Raw genomic sequence first — 26,260 nt, 5'->3', positions numbered from 1 at the left:
CGCATGACCACCATAAAACCGAGCCCAAAAAAGGGCTGCATAGGTGTTGCCATACAGCTATTACAGACGGGCTACCAAACCCGATCACTGATGTTCAGTGACAGGGAAACGATATAGCCCGGCCCATAGCCGTGTAAGCCGGCGGATTCTGGCGTACGCGTAGGTAACGGCGCAAGGCGTTGTAGCCGTTATGGCGTAACGGTTCGTGTACTTTAAACGTGGTTGCGGGTTTGCGTTTATGCCCGAGGTTTGCCCGGTTGTATTGGCCTGAGACATCTGGAAGGAACTGCCCGCCCACAGACCAGTCGCATGAACAGGAAGCCTGTTTTTCAGAGGAGTGAACGTGTCCAGCGATCCCAAGCGTCACGCCGTCGACGCCCCCGTCATCCATCGCCTGCGCGTGCTGACGGTCAATACCCACAAGGGCTTCACCGCCCTCAATCGGCGCTTCATCCTGCCGGAGCTGCGCGAGGCGGTGCGCAGCACGTCGGCCGACCTGGTGTTTCTGCAGGAAGTGGTGGGTGAACACGAGCGCCATTCCAATCGCTACAACGAATGGCCGCAAACCTCGCAATACGAATTTCTCGCCGACAGCATGTGGAGCGATTTCGCCTACGGGCGCAACGCGGTCTACCCAGATGGCCACCACGGCAACGCCCTGCTGTCGAAATACCCGATCCGCGAATACCGCAACCTCGACGTGTCGATCACCGGCCCCGAGCGCCGTGGCCTGCTGCACTGCGTGCTGGACGTGCCGGGGCACGCCGAGGTGCATGCGATCTGCGTGCACCTGAGCCTGCTCGAAAGCCACCGCCAGTTGCAGTTGCAACTGCTCTGCCAGTTGCTGGAATCGCTGCCCGAGGATGCGCCGGTGATCATTGCCGGTGACTTCAACGACTGGCAGTTGCAGGGCAACCAGGCCCTCGCCCGCCGCGACTACTTGCACGAAGCGTTCGAGCGTCACCACGGGCGACCGGCCAAGACCTATCCGGCACGTTTCCCGCTGCTGCGCCTGGATCGCATCTACCTGCGCAACGCCAGCAGCCACGACCCGCAGATCCTCGGCAACAAGCCGTGGACGCACCTGTCGGACCACTTGCCGCTGGCGGTGGAAGTGCACCTGTAATTCTGCTGCGGCAGCGATCCCCGGATCACCGAAAACGCCTGTGGGTGTGGGCTTGTCCGCGATGACGGCGGATCAGGCAACAGAGATGTTGAATGTTCCGACCTCTTCGCGGGCAAGCCCGCTCCCACAGGGTTAGCGGTGGCTGGACTAGCCCTCTGGCTTGAGAATCAACACCGCCAACGGCGGCAGATTCAATTCCAGCGACAGCCCCTGCCCATGGCTCGGCACTTCCTCGGTAAACGCCCCGCCGCCGTTGCCATAGTTGGAACCGGCATAGGTGTCGGCATCACTGTTGAGCAACTCGGTCCAGCGCCCGGGGAACGGCACGCCAACGCGATAGGACTGACGCGGCACCGGCGTGAAGTTGGCAACCACCAGCACCGGTTTGCCATCTTTGCTCCAGCGCAGCCACGCATACACGCTGTTGATCGCATCATCGCCAATCAACCACTGGAAGCCCTGCGGCGCGTCGTCCTGATCGTGCAGCGCCGGTTCGTCGCGGTACAGACGGTTGAGGTCGCCGACCAGTTTCTGTACGCCTTTGTGTTCCGAGTATTGCAGCAAGTACCAGTCCAGCTGCTGATCGTGATTCCATTCGCGCCACTGGCCGAATTCGCAACCCATGAACAACAGCTTCTTGCCCGGGTGGGTCCACATGAAGCTCAGATAGGCGCGCAGGTTGGCAAACTTCTGCCATCGATCACCGGGCATCTTGTCGATCAGCGAATGCTTGCCGTGTACCACTTCGTCATGGGAAATCGGCAGGATAAAGCGCTCGGACCAGGCGTAGACCAGGCCAAAGCTCAGCTCGTTGTGGTGGTGCGCGCGGTACACCGGGTCCTGCTGGATGTAATGCAGCGAGTCGTGCATCCAGCCCATGTTCCATTTATAGGCGAATCCGAGACCGCCCTGCTGGGTGCTCTGGCTGACGCCCGGCCATGCGGTTGACTCTTCGGCAATCACCAGCGCGCCCGGGGCTTCCAGCTCGACCACGTCATTCAAGTGCCGCAGGAAATCGATGGCTTCGAGGTTTTCCCGACCGCCATGGCGGTTCGGAATCCATTCGCCAGCCTTGCGCGAATAATCGCGATAGAGCATTGAAGCCACGGCATCAACGCGCAGGCCGTCGATGTGGAAATGCTTCAACCAGTGCAGCGCCGATGCCAGCATGTAGCCGTGCACTTCGGTGCGTCCGAGGTTGTAGATCAGCGTGTCCCAGTCCTGATGGAAACCTTCCAGCGGGTTGCCGTATTCGTACAGCGCGGTGCCGTCGAACTGCGCGAGACCGTGGGTATCGGTGGGGAAATGCGCCGGCACCCAGTCGAGAATCACCCCGATCCCCGCCTGGTGGCAGGCGTTGACGAAATCGCCGAACTGCTCCGGCGTGCCATAACGGGCGCTCGGGGCGAATTGCGAGAGCAGTTGATAGCCCCACGAACCGCCGAAAGGATGCTCCATGATCGGCATCAGTTCGATGTGGGTGAAGCCCAGTTCCTTGACGTAAGGAATCAGCCGCTCGGCCAGTTCCGGCCAACTGTATTGGCGAGCGACTTCGCCCAGATCGTCCAGCTCGCACTGCCACGACCCGACGTGCAACTCGTAGATCGACAGCGGCTGCGAATGCTGTTGCCGCTCGCGCCGGCCGTTCATCCAGTCCTGATCCTGCCAGTCGATCTGCAGCGGCGCGGCGACTTTCGAAGCGGTGTCCGGTGGCAGGCTGGTGGCCAGGGCCATCGGGTCGGCCTTCAGCGGCAGAATGCCGTGGGCGCCGAGAATTTCGTACTTGTACAACTCGCCCGCCTGCAGGCGCGGAATGAACAACTCCCAGACCCCGGACGGATGCCGCAGGCGCATCGGATGCCGGCGCCCGTCCCACACGTTGAAATCGCCGACCACCGAGACGCGCCGGGCATTCGGTGCCCACACGGCAAAGCGCACGCCTTCCACGCCGTCGACCGTGGTCAGTTGTGCGCCGAGGCAACTGCTCAGATCGCGGTGATTGCCTTCGGCAAACAGATACAAGTCCATTTCACCGAGCAACTGGCCAAAGCTGTAGGGGTCCTCTGCTACCTGTTCACCGCCGGCCCAGCGGGTGCGCAGCAGATACGGCCGGGCCTGCTCGAAATGCCCGACAAACAACCCCGGGGTTTCGCTCGCCGTCAGTTCGCCGCGTTCTTCGCCGCTGTCCTTGTCCAGCACTTCGACTTTCAGTGCACCGGGCAGGTAAGCCCGGATAAATTGCCCGCCGGCACCATCGCCGTGCGGACCGAGAATGGAAAACGGGTCGTGATGTTCGGCACGCACCAGGGCATCGATGTCCTGTGCGGCCGGCAATAATGCTTCTTTAGCGTGACCCTGTTCCTTGTTCGAGAAACTCATGACTACTCTCCACCAAGATCGGAAAAGGGTTTAAGCCCTGTCAATAACCCATACAAACCGTGCAACGGCACGGGCAACCACGTGGGGCGATTTTCGGCTTCATAGGCCACTTCATAGGCCGCCTTCTCCAGGCCGAACAGCGCAAGCGCAGCGTCGGCACCCGCAGGATCCTGCCAGGCATGTTCAAGACTAGCTGCCGCCCGGCGATATGCCTCGACAAATGCTTCCCGCGCTTCACGCAAATAGCGATCCGCCACACGGCGCCGCGCCTCTTCAGACTCCGGACTGTGATCAACGTTGTGCACGTTGATGGTCATCGCCGCCGCGTAATCGAAGGAACGCAGCACCCCGCTGACGTCCTTGTACGGACTGTGTTTACCGCGACGTTCGTGCAGCGGCCGTGCAGGCTCGCCCTCGAAATCGATCAGATAAGCATCGCCCTTGATCACCAGCACCTGCCCCAGGTGCAGGTCGCCGTGGACGCGAATGCGCAAGCCGCCGACCGCTTGTTTTGCCAGCTCCTGCACATGGCCGAGGATGACCTTTTTGTTGTCCACCAGGCGCGTGACCAGCTTCTGATCTGCCGCGCCCAAATGGCCCTGATGCTGCTTGAGCAACTTCAGCGCATGTTCGACTTGCGCCGCAACGTCCTTGCCGGTCGCTTGCGCATCCTTGGCGCTGGTGATCTGCGCAGCGAAGTCCGGGTTGTCGCTCGGCGCCGCCAGCACCTGGTGCATTTCGCCCAGACGCTGGCCGAGCATGCCGGCAAAGTCTTTCAGCTCACCGAGGGCGTTGTAATGCTGCTCCTGCTCGGACATCGAGTCGGCCAGCTCATCGCGCAACGCCCGTTCAAGGTTGTTCTGGGTCCATTCCCAGGCATCGCCCTGATTGCTCAGATAGCCTTGGGCGATCATCAGCAGATTGTCGTCGCCGTTGGCATCACGGCGAATCACCGAACCCAGCAGCGGCGAGATGTTCTCGAACCCGGCCTCGGTCAGGTAGGCGCTCATTTCCAGCTCCGGGTGCACACCGGAGGCGACTTTGCGGATCAGCTTCAGCACCAGGCTGTTGCCGATCACCACCGAACTGTTCGATTGCTCCGCCGACAGATAACGCACTTCCGACTCGGCACCGAGGCCAAGCGCTTCCAGCTGAGCCGTCGGGGCGAAACGGATCTCGCCTTCTTCGGAGTTCAACACCGTGTTGTTCTGCATCCCCTCAAGTACCGCGCGGACAAATGTTTCAAGGCTGAACGCATCGGTGATCAGTCCGACCTGACGGCCCCGCCGTACCCGGGACAATGCCAGTTGCTGTGGCAGTGCCGGGCCGACCTGATCTTCCGAGATGAAGCCGAACGGCAGTTGATAGCGGCTGGTCTGCCCGGCACTGGTGACTTCAATCTCGCTGAGCAACACCGGATGCTGCGCGTCGCCGAAGCGCACGCCGTAGGCCAGATGCACCTGCTCGATAGCCGCGTCCTTGCCGGCGAACCAGCGACGGTTCTGCAGCCAGCTCGGCAGAATGCTCTGCTCCAAAGTCGCCCGGGTCGGCGCTTCGAGCAGCTCTTCCATGCGTTTCTTCAGCACCAGTGTGGTGAAGTCCGGCAGGCTCTGCGCCGGTTCGACGTGCCAGCTCGGCATCTGGTTTTCCGTGGCCAGGGCGAACCAGTAGAAGCCATACGGCGCCAGAGTCAGGAGGAAATTCAACTGGCCAATCGGCGGGAACGCGTTGCCGCCCAGCATCTCCACCGGGACCATGCCGACGTACGCCGACAGATCGAGCTCCGCCGCCTGCGCGCTGCGCGACACGTTGGCCACGCAGAGGATGATTTCGTGCTTGCCGTCGGCGTCGGTGAATTCCCGGGTGTAGGCCAGAATCCGCCGGTTGCTCGGCGAAAGCATTTTCAGCGTGCCGCGACCGAAGGCCTTGGACTGCTTGCGCACCGCGAGCATGCGGCGGGTCCAGTTGAGCAGCGAATGCGGGTCGCCGGCCTGGGTTTCGACGTTGACTGACAGATAACCGTATTGCGGGTCCATGATCGGCGGCAGCACCAGACTCGCCGGATCGGCGCGGGAGAAGCCGCCGTTGCGGTCGATCGACCATTGCATCGGCGTGCGCACGCCGTCGCGGTCGCCGAGGTAGATGTTATCGCCCATACCGATTTCATCGCCGTAATACAGGGTCGGCGTGCCGGGCATCGACAGCAGCAGGCTGTTGAGCAATTCGACGCGGCGGCGGTCACGCTCCATCAATGGCGCCAGACGCCGACGAATGCCGAGGTTGATCCGCGCGCGGCGGTCAGCGGCGTAGTAATTCCACAGGTAGTCGCGCTCCTTGTCGGTGACCATCTCCAGCGTCAACTCATCGTGGTTGCGCAGGAAGATTGCCCACTGGCAATTGGCAGGGATTTCCGGGGTCTGCCGCAGAATATCGGTGATCGGGAAGCGATCTTCCTGGGCAAGCGCCATGTACATGCGCGGCATCAGCGGGAAGTGGAAAGCCATGTGGCATTCGTCGCCATTCAGGCCTTGAGCATCGGTGTCACCGAAGTACAGCTGGGTGTCTTCCGGCCATTGGTTGGCCTCGGCCAGCAGCATGCGATCGGGATAGTTGGCATCGATTTCGGCACGGATCTGCTTGAGGACGTCGTGGGTCTCCGGCAGGTTTTCGTTGTTGGTGCCGTCGCGTTCGATCAGGTACGGAATCGCGTCGAGACGCAGGCCGTCGATGCCCATGTCCAGCCAATAGCGCATCACCGACAGTACCGCTTTCATCACTTGCGGGTTGTCGAAATTCAGGTCGGGCTGGTGCGAATAGAAGCGGTGCCAGAAGTACTGGCCGGCGACCGGGTCCCAGGTCCAGTTGGACTTTTCGGTGTCGAGAAAGATGATCCGGGTGCCGTCGTATTTCTGATCGTCATCCGACCACACGTAGAAATCCCGCGCCGCCGAGCCAGGCTTGGCCTTGCGCGCCCGCTGGAACCACGGGTGCTGATCGGAGGTGTGGTTGATCACCAGCTCGGTAATCACCCGCAGGCCACGCTTGTGGGCCTCGGCAATAAAACGCTTGGCGTCGGCCATGGTCCCGTAGTCGCTGTGCACGCCGCGGTATTCGGCGATGTCGTAACCGTCGTCGCGACGTGGCGAGGGATAGAACGGCAGCAGCCAGATGGTGTTGACGCCGAGTTCGGCGATGTAATCGAGTTTGGCGATCAGGCCGGGAAAGTCGCCGATCCCGTCATTGTTGGAGTCGAAAAACGATTTGACGTGTACTTGATAAATCACCGCGTCCTTGTACCAGAGCGGGTCTTTGATAAAGGTGGCTGCCTTGGGTTTCTTCGCCATGTGAACTCCTGCTGAATTCTGTTCGATTCCTGTGTAGGAGCTGCCGAAGGCTGCGATCTTTTGATCTTGCTTCTAAAATCAAAGGCAAAAGATCGCAGCCTTCGGCAGCTCCTACAGAGGGGGGTTGTGCATTGCTTCAGGCGGCCGTAATCCGCCAGATGCCAAATGGCTGATACGCCGGGTCAATGCGCATGAATTGATACTTGCCATGCCAGTCCCAGCGGTGCCCGTTCATCAAATCCTCACCATGGGTGGTCGCGTCATCCGACAGGCCCATTTCCCACAGCGGCAGCTCGAAATTCGCCTCCTGCACGTTGTGCGGATCGAGGCTCACCGCGACCAGAATGAAGTTGCTGCCGTCGAAGCTGCGCTTGCCGAAATACAGAATGTTGTCGTTCCACGCGTTATAGATTTTCAGGCCCAGGTGCGTGTGCAACGCCGGGTTCTGTCGGCGGATGCGGTTGAGCTGGGCGATTTCGGCAATGATGTTGCCCGGCGCATTGAAGTCGCGGACGCGGATCTCGTACTTCTCCGAATCGAGGTATTCCTCTTTGCCCGGCACCGGCGCCGATTCGCACAGTTCATACCCCGAATACATGCCCCACAGGCCCGAGCCCATGGTCGCCAGCGCCGCACGGATGAGAAATCCGGGACGTCCGGATTCATGCAGGAACGCCGGGTTGATGTCCGGCGTGTTGACGAAGAAGTTCGGCCGGTAGCATTCGCGCCACGGCGACTCGTTGAGTTCGGTGAAGTAGCTCGCCAGTTCGGCCTTGGTGTTGCGCCAAGTGAAATAGGTGTAGCTCTGGGTGTAACCGACCTTGCCCAGCCGCGCCATCATTGCCGGCGTGGTGAAGGCTTCGGCAAGGAAGATCACTTCCGGGTGCAGGGCCCGCACATCGGCGATCAGCCATTGCCAGAACGGCAGCGGCTTGGTGTGCGGGTTGTCGACACGGAAGATCTTCACGCCTTCGTTGACCCAGCCCACCACGATGTCGCGCAACTCGACCCACAGGCTGGGAATCGCGTCCGGCGCATAGAAGTCGACGTTGACGATGTCCTGATACTTCTTCGGCGGGTTTTCCGCGTATTTGATCGTGCCGTCTGGACGCCAGTTGAACCAGCCCGGGTGCTGCTTGAGCCACGGGTGATCCTGAGAGCACTGAATGGCGAAATCGAGGGCGATTTCCAGTCCGTGCTCGGCAGCGGCCGCCACCAGGCGGCGGAAGTCTTCGCGGGTACCGAGTTGCGAGTGAATCGCCTCGTGGCCGCCCTCCTCGCTGCCAATCGCATAAGGACTGCCCGGATCATCCGGCCCGGCCGTCAGGGAATTGTTGCGGCCCTTGCGATGGGCGCGGCCGATCGGGTGAATCGGGGTGAAGTAAAGGACGTCGAAGCCCATGTCCTGAATCATCGGCAACCGTGCATGCACGTCATTGAAGGTGCCGTGCCGGTTGGGATCGTCGGTGATCGAGCGGGGAAACAGCTCGTACCAACTGGCGAACTCGGCCAGTTCCCGTTCGACATCCATCGGAAATTCGGCGCTCAGGCTCAAGTAGGCGCGGTGATCGGCCTGCGCCATCAATTGCGCACTGCGCGGGTGCAGAAACAGCGCCACCTGCTCGGTTTCGAGCAGGCCGGACAATTCATGGTGCAGCGCCGCCAGCTCTTCGCTGAGCGGCCCGTCGCTGCGCTCGGCAGCCTGTTGCACCATGCTCCGGCCTTCCTGCAATTCCAGCGAGACCGGGACGGCGGCGTTGTGCTTTTTCTCCAGCTCGTACTGGAAGCTGGCGAAATGGTCGATCCACGCCTCGACGCAAAACAGATAGCGCCCCTGATGTTCGGGACGGAAGCGCCCTTCCCAGCTGTTATTGCCGAGGTCGCTCATGACCTCGCTCTGCCAGGTTTCTTCGCCTTCTCCGCGCCAGCGGATGCGCACGGCAAGCTTGTCGTGACCATCGGCAAATACTTTGCTGGTGACAACGACATCGCGGCCGGCAATCGACTTGACGGCGAATTGCCCGCCGTCGAGGGTCGGCATGGTGTTTTCGATCACGATGCGCGGCAGCAGCAACGCTTGCGACAGCGGCATGTGCGGGTTGTAGCTCAGCTCTGAAGATTTTTCAGCAGACATCGAGCATCTCTCCTTTACGCCCCAAGGACGCTCTTGTGCCGGATCCGTGTTCACAAGGAGGCACCGGCCCCGACATGAACTCACTTAGGTTCCGAGCGACCGGCCCGGGGAAAAGTTCACAGGGATTTGCCTGGATAAAAAAGCGGATCGAATTCACCAGGAGGTGGTCAATCCACTTAAGCACTTCTCACGCCATGTGCCACACGGAGGTCTACAGATGAACATCCCGATCCCGGCAGAAACGCCTGATCCGAACATCGACAAACCCACCTTGCCCGAGACCGAGCCACCACCGATTCCCGAGCAGGAACCCCCGGGGACCACGCCACCGCCGAAGGAAGAGCCTCCGACGACAATGCCGCCCGTGATCCTCTGAGCAGCGCGCACTCTGTAGGAGCTGCCGGAGGCTGCGATCTTTTGATGTTGATCCTTAAAAACAAGATCAAAAGATCGCAGCCTCCGGCAGCTCCTACAGGAATCAGAGAGTCCGCGCGGGTTGTTACAGATGTTGGTTTTTCTCGTCGCTCTTCTCGAACAGCCTGACAATCCGTGGCATCACGCTGAAAATCCCCAACGCCAGTAACGTGCTGAGCAACGCCGTCGCTTCCTTGCCCAACCCGGTCGCCACACCGATCGCCGCCGTCATCCACAAACCCGCCGCCGTGGTCAGCCCTTTGACGTGGCCTTCGTCACCCTCATGATTCTTCAGGATCGTCCCGGCACCGAGGAACCCGATCCCGGCGATAACGCCTTGCAACACCCGACTCATCGCATCGGATTCCGCCCCGGAGGTCTGCGGCACCAGTACGAACAGCGCCGCCCCCAACGCTACCAACATGTGCGTGCGCACCCCGGCGGCCTTGCCCTTGTGTTCACGTTCGAAACCCAGAATCCCGCCCAACACCGCCGCCATCAGCAGGCGCACGGTGATGCGAGTCAGTTGCGAGGCATCGCCGATGTCGGCGAACTCCGCTTGCAGCGTTTCCCACACTTCATCCCACCAAGCGTTCATCGCACGGTCCTTTTTATTGGTCGTTGGTCGATGGACAGCGCCGACCATTAATCGGTTGCGTCGAACGATCATCCGACGCTGTGCCCTAACCTTTCAGATACCCCCGGAAAAAGGACAGCCCCATGCCCGTTCGAATCGATGAATCCAATCCCGAATCAAAAGTGTGTTTTTTCACCGTCGAAAATGGCGAAGAAATTCGTATCTGCGACACGCTGGAAGTCTGCACAGACAGTGACAAATCCATGTCTTTCGTGGAAATCGAAAGCCGGCGCATTTACATCACCGAAGCAGAAGCCGACGCCTTGACCGTTGCAGGCGCCAGGGATGGCCGGAAACACTTGAAGGCTGACGAGAGTGATTCGGTGATTTGACTGACCCTGATCAACACTCGCCGCAGACGCCTGCGATAGGCGTTTGCGCCTGTGCCTGCGGGCTGCTTCAAGTTGTCGCAGATCGGCCGCAAAAAGCCATCTGATACGCTTTTTAATGAAATAGCTGAGTCTGTTATGCAAACAGTTCGGCGCTCATAGTTCATTCGCCTGATGGAGGCTGATGAGCGAACGACCATGAGCGAACAAATCCCCGTCCGAACCGTAGAAGCAAGCCCCACCATAAGAAATGTGCCGGGTCGCCCGATGAAGGCGAAGGCCGGTTCCACCGACAAGCAGATTCATACCCGCAGCTTCACCGGCCTGTTCCGCACCTTGCGCATGAGCGGCGCGGGATTTCTGTTTTTGCTGTTCTTCGGCACCGTGTGGCTGAACTGGGGCGGCCGTCAGGCGGTACTGTGGGATCTGGCCGAAAGCAAATTCCACATCTTTGGCGCGACCTTCTGGCCCCAGGATTTCATTCTGCTCTCGGCGCTGCTGATCATTGCCGCGTTCGGCCTGTTCGCCATTACCGTGTTCGCCGGCCGGGTCTGGTGCGGTTACACCTGCCCGCAAAGTTCGTGGACATGGATCTTCATGTGGTGCGAGAAGATCACCGAAGGCGAGCGCAACCAACGGATCAAACTGCAGGCAGCGCCCTGGGGCCTGAACAAACTGGCGCGGCGCGCGGCCAAGCACACCCTGTGGCTGGCGATCAGTGTGATGACCGGGCTGACCTTCGTCGGCTACTTCACGCCGATCCGTCCGCTCGCCGAAGAACTGTTCACCCTGCAAATCGGCGGCGTCAGCCTGTTCTGGGTGCTGTTCTTCACCGCCGCCACTTACATCAACGCCGGCTGGCTGCGCGAAGCGGTGTGCATGCACATGTGCCCGTACGCACGGTTCCAGAGCGTGATGTTCGACAAGGACACCCTGGCGATTTCCTACGACGTGGCCCGCGGCGAAAACCGTGGCCCGCGCAAACGCGATGTGAAGCCCGCCGAGGCCGGCCTCGGCGATTGCATCGACTGCCAATTGTGCGTGCAGGTCTGCCCGACCGGCATCGACATCCGCGACGGCCTGCAGATGGAATGCATCGGCTGCGCCGCGTGCATTGACGCCTGCGACTCGATCATGGACAAGATGAACTACCCGCGCGGTTTGATCCGCTACAGTTCCGAGCGCGAACTGCAAGGTGGCAAGACCCACTTGCTGCGGCCGCGACTGATTGGCTACGTGGCGGTGCTGCTGGTGATGATCGGCGCCCTGGCGCTGGCCTTGGTCGAACGGCCGATGGTCTCGCTGGACGTGACCAAGGACCGTGGGCTGTTCCGCGAGAACGGTCAGGGCCAGATCGAGAACATCTACACTCTCAAGGTCATCAACAAGACCCAGCAGCGTCAGGACTACAACCTGAGCCTGGTGGACGGCGACGGCTTCCAGTTGCAGGGCAAGACCGAGCTGAGCCTGGCGCCGGGAGAGATTGTCGATGTGCCGGTGTCGGTGGCGATGACCACGGAGCGCCCGGCCAGCAGCTCGCAAACCTTGAGCTTCAAGATTGCCGACAGCGATGAGCCTGAGATTTATAGCGTGGCGAAAAGCAGGTTTGTGGCACCGATGAATCGCTGAGCCATTAAGATGCAGTTCTGTTTTGACACTGCGATACCTGTGGTGAGGGGATTTATCCCCGATGGACGCGGAGCGGCCCCAAATTCAGCAGCCGGCCATGACTGATACACCGCGTCGTATGGTTTCAGGACTGCTCCGCAGCCCATCGGGGATAAATCCCCTCACCACAAGTACATGCACTCGAATCAACTACTAACCGGGCAACCGATGAAACGCTACGAAAAATTCGCCGACGACATCGCAGAACTGATCCGCTCCGGCGTCCTCGGGCCCGGGCAGCGAGTGCCGTCGGTGCGCTACGCCAGCCAGACTTACGGGGTCAGCCCGTCCACGGTGTTCCAGGCCTATTACCTGCTGGAACGTCGCGGCCTGATCCGTGCGCGGCCGCGCTCCGGCTATTTCGTCAACACCCACGCGCCCAGTCCGTTCTCGGAACCGGTGATCAGCAGCCACGTCAACGACTCCACCGAGGTCGACGTCAGCGAACTGGTGTTCTCGGTCCTCGAATCGATCAAGGACCCGAGCACCGTGCCCTTCGGCTCGGCGTTCCCCAGCCCGACGCTGTTCCCGCTGCAACGCCTGTCGCGCTCGCTGGCCAGCGCGGCGCGGGAGATGGACCCGCGCATGGTGGTCACCGACATGTCGCCGGGCAACCCGCAACTTCGCCGGCAAATCGCCCTGCGCTACATGGTCGGCGGGCTGATGCTGCCGATGGAAGAGTTGCTGATCACCAACGGCGCCCTGGAGGCGCTGAACCTGTGCCTGCAAGCGGTGACCGAGCCGGGCGATCTGGTGGCCATCGAAGCCCCGGCGTTCTACGCCAGCCTGCAAGTGCTGGAGCGTCTGAAACTCAAAGCCGTGGAAATCCCCGTGCACCCACGCGACGGCATCGACCTCGGCGTGCTCGCGCAGACGCTGGAACGGCATCCGATCAAGGCCTGCTGGTGCATGACCAGTTTCCAGAACCCGATGGGCGCGACCATGCCCGAGGCGAAGAAACAGGAACTGGTGGAACTGCTGCGTCGGCATCAGGTGCCGCTGATCGAAGACGACGTCTACGCCGAACTCTATTACGGGCAGCAAGCGCCGAAACCGGCCAAGGCGTTCGACACTGAAGGGCTGGTGATGCACTGCGGTTCGTTCGCCAAGAGCCTGGCCCCCGGCTACCGCATTGGCTGGGTCGCCGCCGGGCGTTACGCGCAGAAAATCGAACGGCTGAAACTGATGACCTCGCTGTGCGCCTCGATGCCGGCGCAAGCGGCGATCGCCGACTATCTGCAACACGGCGGCTATGATCGCCACCTGCGCAAATTGCGCTATGCCCTGGAAGAACAGCAGAGCGCGATGCTCGCAGCCATCGCCCGCTACTTCCCGGCACAGACCCGGGTCAGCCAGCCGGCCGGCGGCTACTTCCTGTGGCTGGAACTGCCACCGCAGATGGATTCATTGAAGTTGTTTCAGATGGCCTTGGCACAGGGCATCAGCATTGCACCGGGGCCGATCTTCTCGCCGACCCAGCGCTTCAGGAATTGTATCCGGCTGAATTACGGCAGCCCGTGGACCGAGGATTCGGAGAAGGCGATGGAGACGTTGGGGCGGATTGTGCGGTCGTTCTGACAGGCCTGTGTTGTCTGGGCTATTGCCTTCGCGAGCAGGCTCGCTCCCACCCTGGATTTGTGCAGGACACAGAACCAATGTGGGAGCGAGCCTGCTCGCGAAGAGGGCCGACCTGACAGCGAAACGTTCTGGACTTAACGCCCACCACCCAAATCAACAAACGTCCCCGTCGCATAAGAAGCCTTGTCCGACAGCAACCAGACAATCGCCTCCGCCACTTCGTCCGGGCGCCCGCCTCGGGCCATCGGGATCGCCGACTCCAGTTTACTGACCCGATCCGGATCGCCGCTCAAGGCATGGAAATCGGTATAGATGTAGCCCGGACGCACCGCGTTGACGCGAATCCCCTCGCCCGCCACTTCCTTGGACAGACCGATGGTGAAGGTGTCGAGCGCACCTTTGGACGCGGCGTAGTCGACGTATTCGTTGGGCGAACCCAGACGTGCAGCGACCGACGAGACGTTGACGATGCTGCCGCCCTGCCCGCCGTGCTTGGGCGACATGCGCAGGATCGCGTGCTTGGCGCAGAGGATCGGCGCCAATACATTGGTTTTCATGATTTTGAGGATGCGGAATTCGGACATTTCATCGACCCGCGACTTGTGCCCGACGGTGCCGGCGTTGTTTACCAGCGCGGTGACTCGACCCAGTTCGGTGTCGACCCGGTGGAACAGCGCGATCACTTCGTCTTCGATACTGACATCGGCGCGCACCGCAATGGCTTGCGCCCCCAGCGCCCGCACTTGCTCCAGCACGCTTTGCGCGGCTTGCTCATCCGACTGATAGTTGATGCAGATCCGATAGCCCTGCTCGGCAGCCAACAACGCCGTGGCGGCGCCGATTCCACGCCCGCCCCCGGTGATCACAATGACTTTATCCATGCTGGCCCTTCCCCCCAATGCACACTTAACAGTCGGGTGGAAGAATAACCGCCATTCACGGGTTTTGCATGGGCTGTGTCAAAGGCTTGAGCGCTCACGCCGTTTGTGGCGAGGGAGCTTGCTCCCGCTGGCCTGCGCAGCAGGCCCATGCTTTAAGAGAGGGGTGGCTTCACGACCCGGCGCGAGCAAGCGCCCTCGCCCCAGCAGGCAGTCAGTCAGCCGCCAGCGCCTCTCCACGGGCAATGTTCTGCAAGAAGCGATCAGCCGGCATCGGATGCCCGAGCAGGTAGCCCTGCAACGAATCACAGCCCAATTTTGTGAGGAAGTCCTGCTGCACGCCGGTTTCCACACCCTCGGCGACAATCCGCAAGCCCAACGCCTGACCCAGCGCGACAATGGCCGAGACGATGGCCGCGTCGTCGCTGTCATGCTCCAGATCGCGGACAAATCCACGGTCGATCTTCAGCTCGTTGGCCGGCAAGCGCTTGAGATACATCAGGCTCGAATAACCGGTGCCAAAGTCATCGATCGACAGGTCGACGCCCATGTCCGACAACTCCTGCAGCACCGTCATGCTCGCGTCGGCGTCGCTCATGGCCGTGGTTTCGGTGATTTCCAGGGTCAGGCTGTTGGCCGGCAGATGGTGCGTCGCCAGCGCCTTGGCCACGCTGCGCACCAGTCCTGCGTGGCAGAACTGCAAGGCCGAAAGGTTCACCGCGATACGCCAGTCGGTGTAGCCAAGCACATACCACTCGCGCATCTGCCGGCAGGCCTCGTTGAGCACCCATTCGCCAATGCCGATAATCACACCGGTCTTCTCCGCCAGATCGATGAATTTGTCCGGCAGCAACATGCCCTGTGTCGGGTGCTGCCAGCGCAGCAGCGCTTCGGCGCCCACCGGGTGGCCATTGGCGGCATCGAACTTGGGTTGGTAATGCAGGCTGAACTGGTTGTGCTCCAGCGCTGCACGCAGGTCCTGCAACAGTTGCAGTTGCTTGCGCGCGTTGTTGTTCATAGAAACGTCGAAAAAGCTGTAGCCGTTCTTGCCACCGCCCTTGGCGTGATACATCGCCGCGTCGGCGTTCATCAGCAACTCCTGGGCACTCTGACCGTTGCCCGGATACAGGGCAATGCCGACGCTGGCGGAAATCTGCAAGTCATGTTCGGCCACGCGGAACGACTGACCAATCAGGCCGACCTGGCGCGCAGCCAGGCCCAGGGCGTCATCGGGTTCGGTCAGGCGCACCAGCAGCACGAACTCGTCGCCGCCAATCCTGGCCAGTGTATCCACGCTGCGCAAATCTTCGCGCAAGCGCAGGCCGACTTCGCGCAACAGTTGGTCACCCATGTGATGGCCGAATGCGTCATTGACCGGTTTGAAACCGTCCAGGTCAATGAACATCAAGGCAAAACAGCCACCCTGCTCGTTGACCTTTTTCATCGCCTGATTGATCCGGTCATCCAGCAGCATGCGGTTCGGCAGGCCGGTCAGGGTGTCGTGCAGCGCCAGTTGTGTCAGCTCACGGTTGGCCAGGGTCAGCGAATGCGCCAGATCGGCGGTCCGCGCTTCGAGGCGGGCATCGAGGATCGACGTCAACAAGGCAATCGACAGCACCGCCAGCGTGGTGATCAACACCAGACTGTCGAGGCCGTTACCCTTGAGGCCGTTGAGCGTAGCGCTACAGAAACTGCCGTCGGCAAACTGCGCGGCCGCCATGCCGGTGTAGTGCATGCCGACAATCGCAATCCCCATGATCACCGCCGCTCCGGCACGAATCAGGCGCACATACGGCGATTGCTGGCGCAGACGGAAGGCGATCCACAGTGCGGCCGCCGAGGCCCCGACGGCGATCAGCAATGACGCGCCGAACAGCGTCGGGTCGTAATCGATTCCCGGGGTCATGCGCATCGCAGACATGCCGGTGTAGTGCATGGCACTGATGCCGGCGCCCATGATCAGCGCGCCGAACGCCAGTTGCAGGACCGGCAATTTCGGCTGGCTGACCAGCCACAAGGCAAAACCGCAAGACAGCACCGCGATCAGCAGCGACAGCGCGGTGAGGGTGAAGTCATAACCGAGCTCGATCGGCAGTTTGAAGGCGAGCATGCCGATGAAGTGCATCGACCAGACCCCCACCCCCATGGCAAACGCGCCGCCGGCAGTCCAGAAATGCACGGCTCGCCCCTTGGCGGTGGCGATGCGTCCGGTGAGATCGAGAGCGGTGTAGGAAGCGAGGATCGCCACACACAACGAAATGAAAACCAGCGTGGAGGAATAACTACCGATGAGCATGAAAATTCTCGCGAACACCCGCGCCGTATTGCGTCCATTCTCGGTCGGGCAAATGCGGCGATTGTACTGATTGCACAGAAGAACGCACTGACAAAGTAACCATTTTGCCATCAAGCCGATGAAACGCTTGTTCGACCGTCCTGCGAGGCTCTGGCCCGGGACTCACATACTGAAATACTTGCACGTGTGGCGAGTGAGCTTGCTCCCGCTGGAATGCGCAGCGCTCCCTGACCTCTTGGGGTCGCTGCGCATTCCGGCGGGAGCACGCGCCCTCGCCACAGTGGCAAATTTGTTGCCTGGATCAGTGGTTGTCGCTTACTTCCAGATTGCCATCCCAACCACCGCCCAACGCAGCAATCAGCTGCACACTGGCAATCAGGCGGCTCTGCAGAATGTTGAGAACGGTGCGCTCGTTGCTCAGTGCAGTGGCCTGCACCACGACCACGTCGATGTAGGCAATCAACCCGGCCTTGTACTGGTTCTGGGTCAGGCGCAACGAGTCACGCGCAGCATCCAGCGCTTCCTGGCGCACGGCGGCTTCGTCTTCATACACCTTCAATTGCACCAGATAGTTTTCCACCTCGCGGAAACCGTCGAGCACGGTCTGACGGTATTTGGCGACGGTCTGGTCATACGCCGCTTCGGTGCGATCGACTTCGGCCGAACGAATGCCGCCATCGAAGATCGGCAAGTCCAGTTTCGGCCCGACCGACCAGAAGCGATTGGGCAGGGTCAGGAGATTTTTTGACGTACTGCTGCTGTAACCGCCACTCATGCTCAGAGTCAGGTCCGGGTAGTACGCCGCTTTCGCCACACCAATATTGGCGTTGGCGGCGATCACCGAACGCTCCGCCGAAGCGATGTCCGGACGACGCTCCAGCAACTGCGACGGCAGGCTCAACGGAATCTGCGGCAGGTTCGGAATGTTCTGGCTCTCGGCGATGCTGAACTCGGCCGGGGCCTGCCCGGTGAGCACCGCGATAGCGTTTTCGAACTGCGCGCGCTGCCAGATCAGATCCACCAGATCGCCCTGGGTGCTTTTCAGCTGAGTCTGCGCCTGGGCCACCGCATCGCGGCCGGAGATTCCGGCGCGGTACTGGTTCTGGGTCATTTGCAGCGACTTTTCGTAGGCCGCCACCGTCGATTCCAGCAAGCGCTTCTGTTGGTCGATCACGCGCAATTGCAGGTAGTTCTGCACCAGCTCCGACTGCTGGCTCAGGCGCATCGCCGCCAGGTCGGCAAAACTGGCCTGGGCGCTGGCTTCGTTCGCTTGCAGGCTGCGGCGCAACTTGCCCCAGATATCCGCTTCCCAACTCACGCCCAATTGCGCGTTGTAGGTGTCCCGAATGCCACTGGCAGAACTGCTCAGGCTGGAACTGCTGCTACCGGTGCCCTGGCTGGAGCGGGTCTTGCCCACGCTCAGGTCGACACTCGGGTAAAACGCGCCACGGGCGCTGCGCACCAAGGCCTGGGCCTGACGGTACTGGGCTTCGGACTGGGCAACGGTCTGGTTGGCGCTGTTGAGTTTCTCGACCAGGGCGTTGAGTTGCTGATCGCCATACAGCTCCCACCAAGCGCCACGGGCCAGCGAGTCGCTGGGGTTGGCCTGACGCCAGCCCTTGGCCTCTTTGTACTGCGCGATTTCGGCGGTTTGCGGGCGCTGATAGTCCGGGCCGACGGCGCAGGCACTGAGCATCGCCACGCACAGCGACAGGCTCAAAAGACGCGAGCCTCGAGCAGTGGCCAGATTGAGAAGCGAACGGTCGGTCATAGCGGAGTTTCCAGAGCAGCGTCAGTACGCACGCCACGCCACTTGTTGAAGCGGTGGCGCAGCTTGTCGAGATAGAGGTAAACCACCGGGGTGGTGTAAAGGGTGAGCACCTGACTGAAGATCAGCCCGCCGATAATGGTCAGGCCCAGCGGCTGACGCATTTCCGCGCCCTCGGCACGGCCGAGCAACAACGGCAAGGCGCCGAGGATCGCCGCCAGGGTGGTCATCAGAATCGGCCGCAGACGTTGCAGGCAGGCGCTGCGGATCGACTCCAGCGGCGACAGCCCCTGATGGCGCTCCAGTTGCAACGCCAGGTCGATCATCAGGATCGCGTTCTTCTTCACCACACCGATCAGCAGGAACAGCCCGAGCAACGAGATCAGGCTGAACTCGCCGCCCAGTGCATAGATCGACAGCAACGCGCCGACCCCGGCCGATGGCAACGTCGAAAGAATCGTCAGCGGGTGAATGTAGCTTTCATAGAGCACACCGAGCACCAGATACACCGCCAGCAACGCGCCAAGGATCATGAACGGCTGGCTTTTCTGGGTCGCGGCAAAGGCGTCGGCGGTGCCGGCCATTTTTGCGATCACGTCTTCGGGCAGACCGACCTTGGCAATCGCCCGCTCGATGGCGGCACTGCCCTGCTCCACCGTCACCCCTTCGGCCATGTCGAAGGCAATGCTTTCGGAAGCGAACTGGCCTTCGTGGCTGACCCGGTCATCTTCCAGGCTGTTTTCGTAATGGGCGATGGTCGACAACGGAATCCGTGCGCCGTCAGCCGTGATCACCTGCACCTGCTGGAGCGTCACCGGGTCCTGTGCGTACTTCGGATTGACCTCCATCACCACCTGATACTGGTTGAGGCTGTCGTAAATGGTCGAGATCTGCCGCTGGCTGTAGGCATTGTTCAACACCGCCGTGACCATGTTCATGTCGACCCCGAGGCGCTTGGCCTGATCGCGGTCGACAATCAGCGTCACCTGCTGCGCACCGCGGCCTTCGCGGGCGTCAATCGCGGTCAGCTCCGGCAGTGCGCGCAGCGCGGTGACCACTTTCGGATACCACTCGCGCAATGCGCCGAGATCCCCGCTTTGCAGGATGTAGCTGTATTGCGAGGTGGTCTGCTCGCGGCCACCGCCGAATTGCAGGTCCTGGTCGGCCATCAGCATCAATTGGGCACCAGGCACCTTGGGCATTTCCTTGCGCAGGCGTTCGATGACCTTCTGCGCCGACAGGTTGCGTTCCTTGATCGGTTTCAGGCGCACCAGCATGAAGGCGTTGTTGGTGCCGTTGGTGCCGCCGATGAACCCGGCCACACTTTCCACCGCTTCGTCCTTGAGCACGGCGCGGCGGAAGGTTTCCATTTTCGGCTGCATCACGCTGAACGACAGGCCGTCGTCACCGCGTACGAAACCGATCAACTGGCCGGTGTCCTGTTGCGGCATGAACGTTTTCGGCACCACCACGTACAGAGCGACGTTGACCCCGACCGTGACGATCAGGCTGAGCAAGGTCAGGCGCCGATGGCGCAGCACCCAGTCGAGGCTGGTGGCGTACTTGCCGACCATCCATTCGTTGGTTTTGCGGCTCCAGCGTTGCAGGCGGTTTTCCTGGCCGGGCGTGTGCGGCTTGAGCCAGCGTGCGCAGAGCATCGGCGTGAGCGTCAGCGAAACCACCAGCGACACCACGATCGCCGCCGCCAGGGTGATGGAAAATTCGCGGAACAGGCTCTCGACAATCCCGCCCATGAACAGGATCGACAGGAACACCGCCACCAGCGAGACGTTCATCGAGAGCAAGGTGAAGCCGACTTCCTTGGCCCCGAGGTACGCAGCCTTCATCGGTTTGACGCCTTCGTCAATGTGCCGGGAAATGTTCTCCAGCACCACGATGGCATCGTCCACCACCAACCCGGTCGCGAGAATCAGCGCCATCAGCGACAGGTTGTTCAGCGAGAAACCATACAGGTACATCACTGCGAAGGTGCCGACCAGCGACACCGGCACTGCCAGCGTCGGGATCAGCGAAGCGCGAAAGTTACCGAGAAACAGGAACACCACCAGAATCACCAGCGCCACGGCGATCAGCAGGGTCATTTCCGCCTCGTGCAGCGTGGCCTTGATCACTGGCGAACGGTCCATCGCCAGGTTCAGCTTCACACTGGCCGGCAGCACCGCTTGCAACGCAGGCAACTGCGCCTTGATTTCGTTGACTGTCTCGATGATGTTGGCGCCGGCCTGGCGGTTGATCACCAGCAACACCGCCGCGTCATCGTTGAAGAAGCCGCTGTTGTAACGGTCTTCGACGCCGTCGCTGACCTTGGCCACGTCCTTCAGGCGCAGGGCTGCGCCGTTGTTGTAGTGGATGATCAGCGATTCGTAATCCTTGGCCTTTTCCAACTGGTCGTTGGCCTGGATCTGCCACAGGCGCTCACTGTCTTCGACCGAGCCTTTGGGCCGGCGCACGTTGGCCCCGGCGATGGTCTTGCGCACATCGTCGAGCGCCACGCCGTACTGGTTCAGCGCCTGTGGTTCGAGTTCGATGCGCACCGCCGGCAACGAGCTGCCGCCGATCTGCACTTCGCCCACGCCCTGCACCTGGGACAGGCTCTGCGACAAGATGGTCGAGGCCAGGTCGTAGAGCTGGCCCTTTTCCAGCACGTCCGAGGTCAGCGACAGCACCATGATCGGCGCCTGCGACGGGTTGACCTTCTTGTAGGTCGGCATGCTGCGCATCCCGCTCGGCAACAGGTTGCGCGACGCATTGATCGCCGCCTGCACCTCGCGCGCCGCGCCGTTGATGTCGCGGTCGAGGTCAAATTGCAGAATGACTCGGGTCGAACCCTGACTGGAGCGGCTGCTCATGGTGTTGACGCCGGCAATCGCGCCAAACGAGCGCTCCAGCGGCGTGGCGACGGTGGACGCCATCACCTCGGGACTGGCGCCGGGCAAACTGGCCTGGACCACGATCACCGGGAAATCCATTTGCGGCAGCGGCGACACCGGCAGCAGACCGAAGCTGACACCGCCCAGCAACATGATCGCCAGGCTCAGGAGCATGGTCGCCACGGGGCGTTTGATGAAAGGACCAGAAAGATTCATTGACCGCGAACCCCGTCTTCACCGCACGCCCCTGTAGGAGTGAGCCTGCTCGCGATAGCGGTGTGTCTGCCCCCACTGATATTGAATGTGCCGGCCTCATCGCGAGCAGGCTCACTCCTACAGGGGTTATGTGTCAGGGCAGTCATACCACCACCTCATCGCGGTCGGCATTGGTCTTGCCAAAGCGCCGCCCCAGGCGATCGAAGTACAGGTAGATCACCGGCGTGGTGAACAGGGTCAACACCTGGCTCACCAGCAGGCCGCCGACCATCACCAGACCCAGCGGCTGACGCAGTTCAGCCCCGGAACCGGTGGCCAGCATCAACGGCACCGCACCGAACAACGCCGCCAGCGTGGTCATCAGGATCGGTCGGAAACGCAGCAGTGCCGCCTTATAGATCGCCTGCTCCGGGGCCATGCCCTGGGTGCGTTCGGCGTCGAGGGCGAAGTCGATCATCATGATCGCGTTCTTCTTGACGATACCGATCAGCAGGATGATGCCGATGATCGCGATCATCCCCAGGTCGTTGCCGCTGAGCAGCAAGGCCAGCAACGCACCCACGGCCGCCGAGGGCAAGGTCGAAAGGATGGTGATCGGGTGAATGTAGCTCTCGTAGAGCACGCCGAGCACGATGTACATGGTCACCACCGCCGCCAGAATCAGCAGCAAGGTGCTCGACAGCGAGGCCTGGAATGCTTCGGCCGCGCCCTGGAACTGGGTCTGCACGCCAATCGGCATGCCGATGTCCTTCTGCACCTGATCGATGATGTCCACCGCGTGCCCCAGCGCCACGCCGGGTGCGAGGTTGAACGACATCATCACCGCCGGGAACTGGCCGATGTGGGTGATCGCCAGTTGCGCCTGACGTTCTTCGACGTGGGCCAGACTCGACAGACGCACTTGCGCGCCATCCGTGGTCTTGACGTGAATCTGATCCAGCGCCGCCGGCCCGATCTTCTCCCCGGCCTGCGCCTGCAGCACCACGCGGTACTGGCTGGCCTGGGTGTAGATGGTGGAAATCTGCCGCTGACCAAAGGCGTCATACAGCGCATCGGTGATGTTCTGCACCGAAACGCCGAGGCGTGAAGCCGCATCGCGGTCGATCACCAGATAGACCTGCAAGCCCTTGTCCTGCAAGTCACTGGCAACGTCGGTCAGTTCCGGCCGCTGGGCCAGCGCCTCGACCAGCCGTCCGCTCCACTGGCTGAGCAGTTCAGCGTCCGGCGAGGACATGCTGAACTGGTACTGGGTACGGCTGACCCGATCTTCGATGGTCAAGTCCTGCACCGGTTGCATGAACAGGCGGATGCCGACCAGTTTGTCCAATTGCGGTTGCAGCCGCGCGATCACCTCGGTGGCGCTCAGGTCGCGCTGACCGTGGGGCTTGAGGTTGATCAGCAGGCGGCCGCTGTTGAGCGTGGCGTTGTCGCCGTCGACGCCGATGTAGGACGACAGGCTCTCCACCGCCGGATCCTGCAGAATCACTTTCGCCAGTGCTTGCTGACGCTCGCCCATGGCGGCAAAGGAAATCGACTGCGGCGCCTCGGAAATGCCCTGGATCACCCCGGTGTCCTGCACCGGGAAGAAACCCTTGGGCACCACCATGTACAGGAGCACGGTCAGCGCCAATGTACCGATGGCGACCAGCAAGGTCAGGGGCTGGTGCTTGAGCACCCACTGCAACTTGCGCCCGTAGGCGGCGATCATCCAGTCGATGCAGGCACCGCTGGCCCGATAGAAACGGCCCTGTTCATGTTCTTCCGGCTCACGCTTGAGCAGGCGCGCGCACATCATCGGGGTCAACGTCAGCGAGACCACCAGGGAAATCAGGATCGCCACCGCCAGAGTGATGGCGAACTCACGGAACAGCCGCCCGACCACATCGGCCATGAACAGCAGCGGAATCAGTACGGCGATCAGCGACAGGGTCAGGGAAATCAGGGTGAAGCCGATCTGTTTGGCGCCCTTGAGCGCGGCCTGCATCGGGCTGTCGCCTTCTTCGATGAAACGCGCGATGTTCTCCAGCATCACGATCGCATCGTCGACCACGAAACCGGTGGCGATGGTCAGTGCCATCAGGGTCAGGTTGTTGACCGAGAATCCGGCCAGGTACATCACACCAAACGTGCCGATCAGCGACAACGGCACCGCGACCGACGGGATGATCGTCGCACTGGCGCGGCGCAGAAAGAGGAACGTCACCATCACCACCAGGGCGATGGCGATCAGCAGTTCGTGCTGCACGTCGGTGACCGAGGCGCGGATGGTCTGGGTGCGGTCGGTGAGCACGGTGACGTCGAGGCCGGCCGGCAGGTTATCGGTGATGCTCGGCAGCAACGCCTTGATCCGGTCCACCACCTCAATCACGTTGGCGCCCGGCTGGCGCTGGATGTTCAGCAGCACGGCCTGATTCTGGTTGGCCCACGCGGCGAGACGTTCGTTCTCCGCGCCATCGACGATTTCCGCCACATCCTTCAGGCGCAGCGGCGCGCCGTTCTTGTAGGCGAGGATCAGGTTGGCGTAGTCCTTGGGCGAGGTCAGCTGGTCGTTGGCATCGAGCATCGAGACCCGGGTCGGGCCGTCGAAGTTACCCTTGGGCTGGTTGACGTTGGACGCGCCGATCAGGGTGCGTACGTCTTCCAGGTTCAGGCTGTTGGCCGCCAGTGCCTCGGGGTTGACCTTGATCCGCACCGCCTGACGCTGACCGCCGGCAATGCTGACCATGCCGACGCCGCTGATCTGGGCGATCTTCTGCGCCATGCGCGTGTCGACCAGGTCATTGAGCTTGGGCAGCAGCATGGTTTTCGAAGTGATCGCCAAGGTCAGCACCGGGGTGTCCGCCGGGTTGACCTTGTTGTACACCGGCGGCGCCGGCAGATCGGTAGGCAGCAGATTGGTCGCGGCGTTGATCGCGGCCTGCACCTGCTGTTCGGCGACGTCCATGTTGATGTCGAGGCTGAAGCGCAGGGTCAGCACCGAAGCGCCGCCGGAGCTGGTCGACGCCATTTGGGTCAGGCCCGGCATCTGCCCGAACTGGCGTTCGAGCGGCGCGGTCACGGCGCTGGTCATCACGTCCGGGCTGGCGCCGGGATACAGGGTCATGACGCGAATGGTCGGGTAATCGACCTGCGGCAATGCCGAGACCGGCAGCAGGCGATAGGCGATCAGGCCGGCCAGGACAATGGCCAGCATGCTCAAGGTAGTGGCTACCGGACGGAGGATGAACAGCCGCGAAATGTTCATGCGCCCTTCTTGGCCTTGTCAGTCACAGCGGCGTCCGGTGCATTGGCGGCGGGTTTGCCCTGCAGGTGGCCGGTCGGCGTGGTTGGCACGTCATTGCTGTCGTTGACCACTTCCACTTCACTGCCCTCTTTCAGGCGGTCGGTGCCTTCCAGCACCACGCGATCCCCTGCGGCGAGGCCTTCGGTGACCACGGTGTTGGTGCCGTCGCTGGCGCCGATCTTCAACTGGCGGATGGTGACTTTCTTGTCGCCGTCCAGCGCGTAGACGAAGGTGCCGTTGGTGCCAAACTGAATCGCCGCCGACGGAGCCAGCACCACGCCTTTGAGCGTGTCGGCCAGCAGGTGGACGTTGACGAACTGATTGGGAAACAGCGATTGATCGCGGTTGTCGTAACGGGCCTTGAATTTCAGGGTGCCGGTGGCGACGTCGATCTGGTTGTCGAGGCTTTGCAGCACGCCGTTGGCCTGGATTCTGGTATCGCCGCGATCCCATGCCTCGGCCGGCAGTTTGGCGCCGCTGTGGTAGCGGGCGAGCACCGTTTCAAGGCTGTTTTCCGGCAGCGTGAACACCACGCTGATGGGCTGGGTCTGGGTGATGACCGCAAGGAACGTGGTGTCGTTGGCCGCCACCAGGTTGCCGACATCGACCTGCCGCAGGCCGACGCGACCGGCAATCGGTGCGCGGATCTTGGTGAATTCGAGATTGAGCTTGGCGTCGTTGACCGCCGCCTGATTGGTCTTGACCGTGCCCAGATACTGGCCGACCAGCGCTTCGGCGGTGTCCAGGGTCTGCTTGGCGATGCTGTCTTCCTTGTACAGGCCGCGATAACGCTCGACATCGACCTGAGCGTTTTTCAGCTGCGCCTGATTCTGCAGCAAGGTGCCCTCAGCCTGGAGCAAGGCGTTCTGGTACGGCCGCGGATCGATCTCTGCCAGCAGGTCGCCAGCCTTGACCATCTGCCCTTCCTCGAAATTGATTTTCACCAGCTCGCCGCCCACCCGGCTGCGCACATTGATGGTGTTGAGCGCGGTCACCGTGCCCAGCGCCTTGTAATACAGCGGGAAATCACCGGTGACGGCCGGCGCCACGCGCACCGGAATCGGTCCGGCCGCGCCACCGAAGCCCGGTCGCATCATCCCCGAACGGCCGGTATGACCGGCGGCGGCCTTGTCGCCGCCCTCCTTGTGGGCCGAACCGGCGGGCCAGAATTTCCAGCACAGTACGGCGATGACCAACAGGACGAGCAGGCTGATCAGCCAGCGACGGGAGTTGCGAGGGGACGATTGCATGGATTGATTAACCATTGGGCGCGTGGGCTTCTTTTACGGGAGGCTGAACGATAAGCACTGGCAGGATTT

Annotated in this window: 15 protein-coding genes; 5 read left to right on the top strand and 10 right to left on the bottom strand. The window is 61.7% G+C overall.

Annotated features, from left to right (window positions below):
* The first annotated feature begins 343 nt into the window (after positions 1–343).
* Entirely contained in the window at positions 344–1,126 is a 783-nt protein-coding gene (locus HBN98_RS19415) for an endonuclease/exonuclease/phosphatase family protein (protein ID WP_064587394.1), read from the top strand.
* A 147-nt stretch (positions 1,127–1,273) separates the two neighbouring features.
* Here HBN98_RS19415 and glgB read toward each other — a convergent pair whose 3' ends face one another.
* From glgB to HBN98_RS19400, 3 genes are all read right to left on the bottom strand, one after another.
* On the bottom strand, positions 1,274–3,505 hold the full coding sequence (gene glgB / locus HBN98_RS19410) for a 1,4-alpha-glucan branching protein GlgB (protein WP_083369221.1): 2,232 nt from the start codon (positions 3,503–3,505) through the stop codon (positions 1,274–1,276).
* Positions 3,506–3,507: 2 nt separating this feature from the next.
* Positions 3,508–6,849, bottom strand: a complete 3,342-nt coding sequence (gene treS, locus HBN98_RS19405; RefSeq protein WP_083369222.1) for a maltose alpha-D-glucosyltransferase — start codon at positions 6,847–6,849, stop codon at positions 3,508–3,510.
* A gap of 136 nt (positions 6,850–6,985) precedes the next feature.
* Positions 6,986–8,983 (bottom strand): alpha-1,4-glucan--maltose-1-phosphate maltosyltransferase, encoded by a 1,998-nt coding sequence (locus HBN98_RS19400; protein WP_083369223.1) that lies wholly within the window; start codon positions 8,981–8,983, stop codon positions 6,986–6,988.
* 217 nt (positions 8,984–9,200) lie between these two features.
* On the opposite strand from HBN98_RS19400, the gene HBN98_RS19395 reads away from it, so the two are divergent.
* Entirely contained in the window at positions 9,201–9,359 is a 159-nt protein-coding gene (locus tag HBN98_RS19395) for a hypothetical protein (RefSeq protein ID WP_169841819.1), read from the top strand.
* Between the two features lie 123 nt (positions 9,360–9,482).
* Here HBN98_RS19395 and HBN98_RS19390 read toward each other — a convergent pair whose 3' ends face one another.
* Entirely contained in the window at positions 9,483–9,995 is a 513-nt protein-coding gene (locus tag HBN98_RS19390; RefSeq protein ID WP_083369224.1) for an MgtC/SapB family protein, read from the bottom strand.
* 122 nt (positions 9,996–10,117) lie between these two features.
* Between HBN98_RS19390 and HBN98_RS19385 the strand changes: the two genes are divergently transcribed.
* From HBN98_RS19385 to mapR, 3 genes are all read left to right on the top strand, one after another.
* Positions 10,118–10,366 (top strand): DUF3203 family protein, encoded by a 249-nt coding sequence (locus HBN98_RS19385; RefSeq protein ID WP_083369225.1) that lies wholly within the window; start codon positions 10,118–10,120, stop codon positions 10,364–10,366.
* Between the two features lie 195 nt (positions 10,367–10,561).
* A complete protein-coding gene (ccoG, locus tag HBN98_RS19380) occupies positions 10,562–11,992 on the top strand; it encodes a cytochrome c oxidase accessory protein CcoG (RefSeq protein WP_064587388.1) in 1,431 nt (476 codons plus the stop codon).
* A 207-nt stretch (positions 11,993–12,199) separates the two neighbouring features.
* Positions 12,200–13,609 (top strand): GntR family transcriptional regulator MpaR, encoded by a 1,410-nt coding sequence (gene mapR / locus HBN98_RS19375; protein ID WP_008087199.1) that lies wholly within the window; start codon positions 12,200–12,202, stop codon positions 13,607–13,609.
* A 134-nt stretch (positions 13,610–13,743) separates the two neighbouring features.
* Here mapR and HBN98_RS19370 read toward each other — a convergent pair whose 3' ends face one another.
* From HBN98_RS19370 to HBN98_RS19345, 6 genes are all read right to left on the bottom strand, one after another.
* Complete coding sequence (locus HBN98_RS19370; protein ID WP_064587387.1) at positions 13,744–14,490, bottom strand: SDR family oxidoreductase; 747 nt, start codon at positions 14,488–14,490, stop codon at positions 13,744–13,746.
* 211 nt (positions 14,491–14,701) lie between these two features.
* Entirely contained in the window at positions 14,702–16,783 is a 2,082-nt protein-coding gene (locus tag HBN98_RS19365; protein ID WP_083369226.1) for a putative bifunctional diguanylate cyclase/phosphodiesterase, read from the bottom strand.
* A 301-nt stretch (positions 16,784–17,084) separates the two neighbouring features.
* Complete coding sequence (locus tag HBN98_RS19360) at positions 17,085–18,554, bottom strand: efflux transporter outer membrane subunit (RefSeq protein WP_083369227.1); 1,470 nt, start codon at positions 18,552–18,554, stop codon at positions 17,085–17,087.
* The gene (locus HBN98_RS19355; protein ID WP_083369228.1) at positions 18,551–21,658 is read right to left on the bottom strand and encodes an efflux RND transporter permease subunit; all 3,108 of its coding nucleotides are present in this window, start codon (positions 21,656–21,658) and stop codon (positions 18,551–18,553) included. The genes HBN98_RS19360 and HBN98_RS19355 overlap by 4 nt, the downstream gene beginning before the upstream one ends.
* A gap of 142 nt (positions 21,659–21,800) precedes the next feature.
* Positions 21,801–24,902 carry an MdtB/MuxB family multidrug efflux RND transporter permease subunit gene (locus tag HBN98_RS19350; protein WP_083369229.1) on the bottom strand — a complete coding sequence of 1,034 codons (3,102 nt, stop codon included), beginning with the start codon at positions 24,900–24,902 and terminating at the stop codon, positions 21,801–21,803.
* Positions 24,899–26,206: an MdtA/MuxA family multidrug efflux RND transporter periplasmic adaptor subunit gene (locus HBN98_RS19345; RefSeq protein WP_083369230.1), complete on the bottom strand. Its 1,308-nt coding sequence runs from the start codon at positions 26,204–26,206 to the stop codon at positions 24,899–24,901. Before HBN98_RS19345 ends, HBN98_RS19350 begins: the two co-directional genes overlap by 4 nt.
* Positions 26,207–26,260: the final 54 nt, after the last annotated feature.

Origin of the sequence: Pseudomonas koreensis (assembly GCF_012986595.1) — a bacterium.
GTDB classification, from domain to species: Bacteria; Pseudomonadota; Gammaproteobacteria; order Pseudomonadales; family Pseudomonadaceae; genus Aquipseudomonas; species Aquipseudomonas koreensis.
This window is presented reverse-complemented; position numbering and strand designations above follow the sequence as displayed.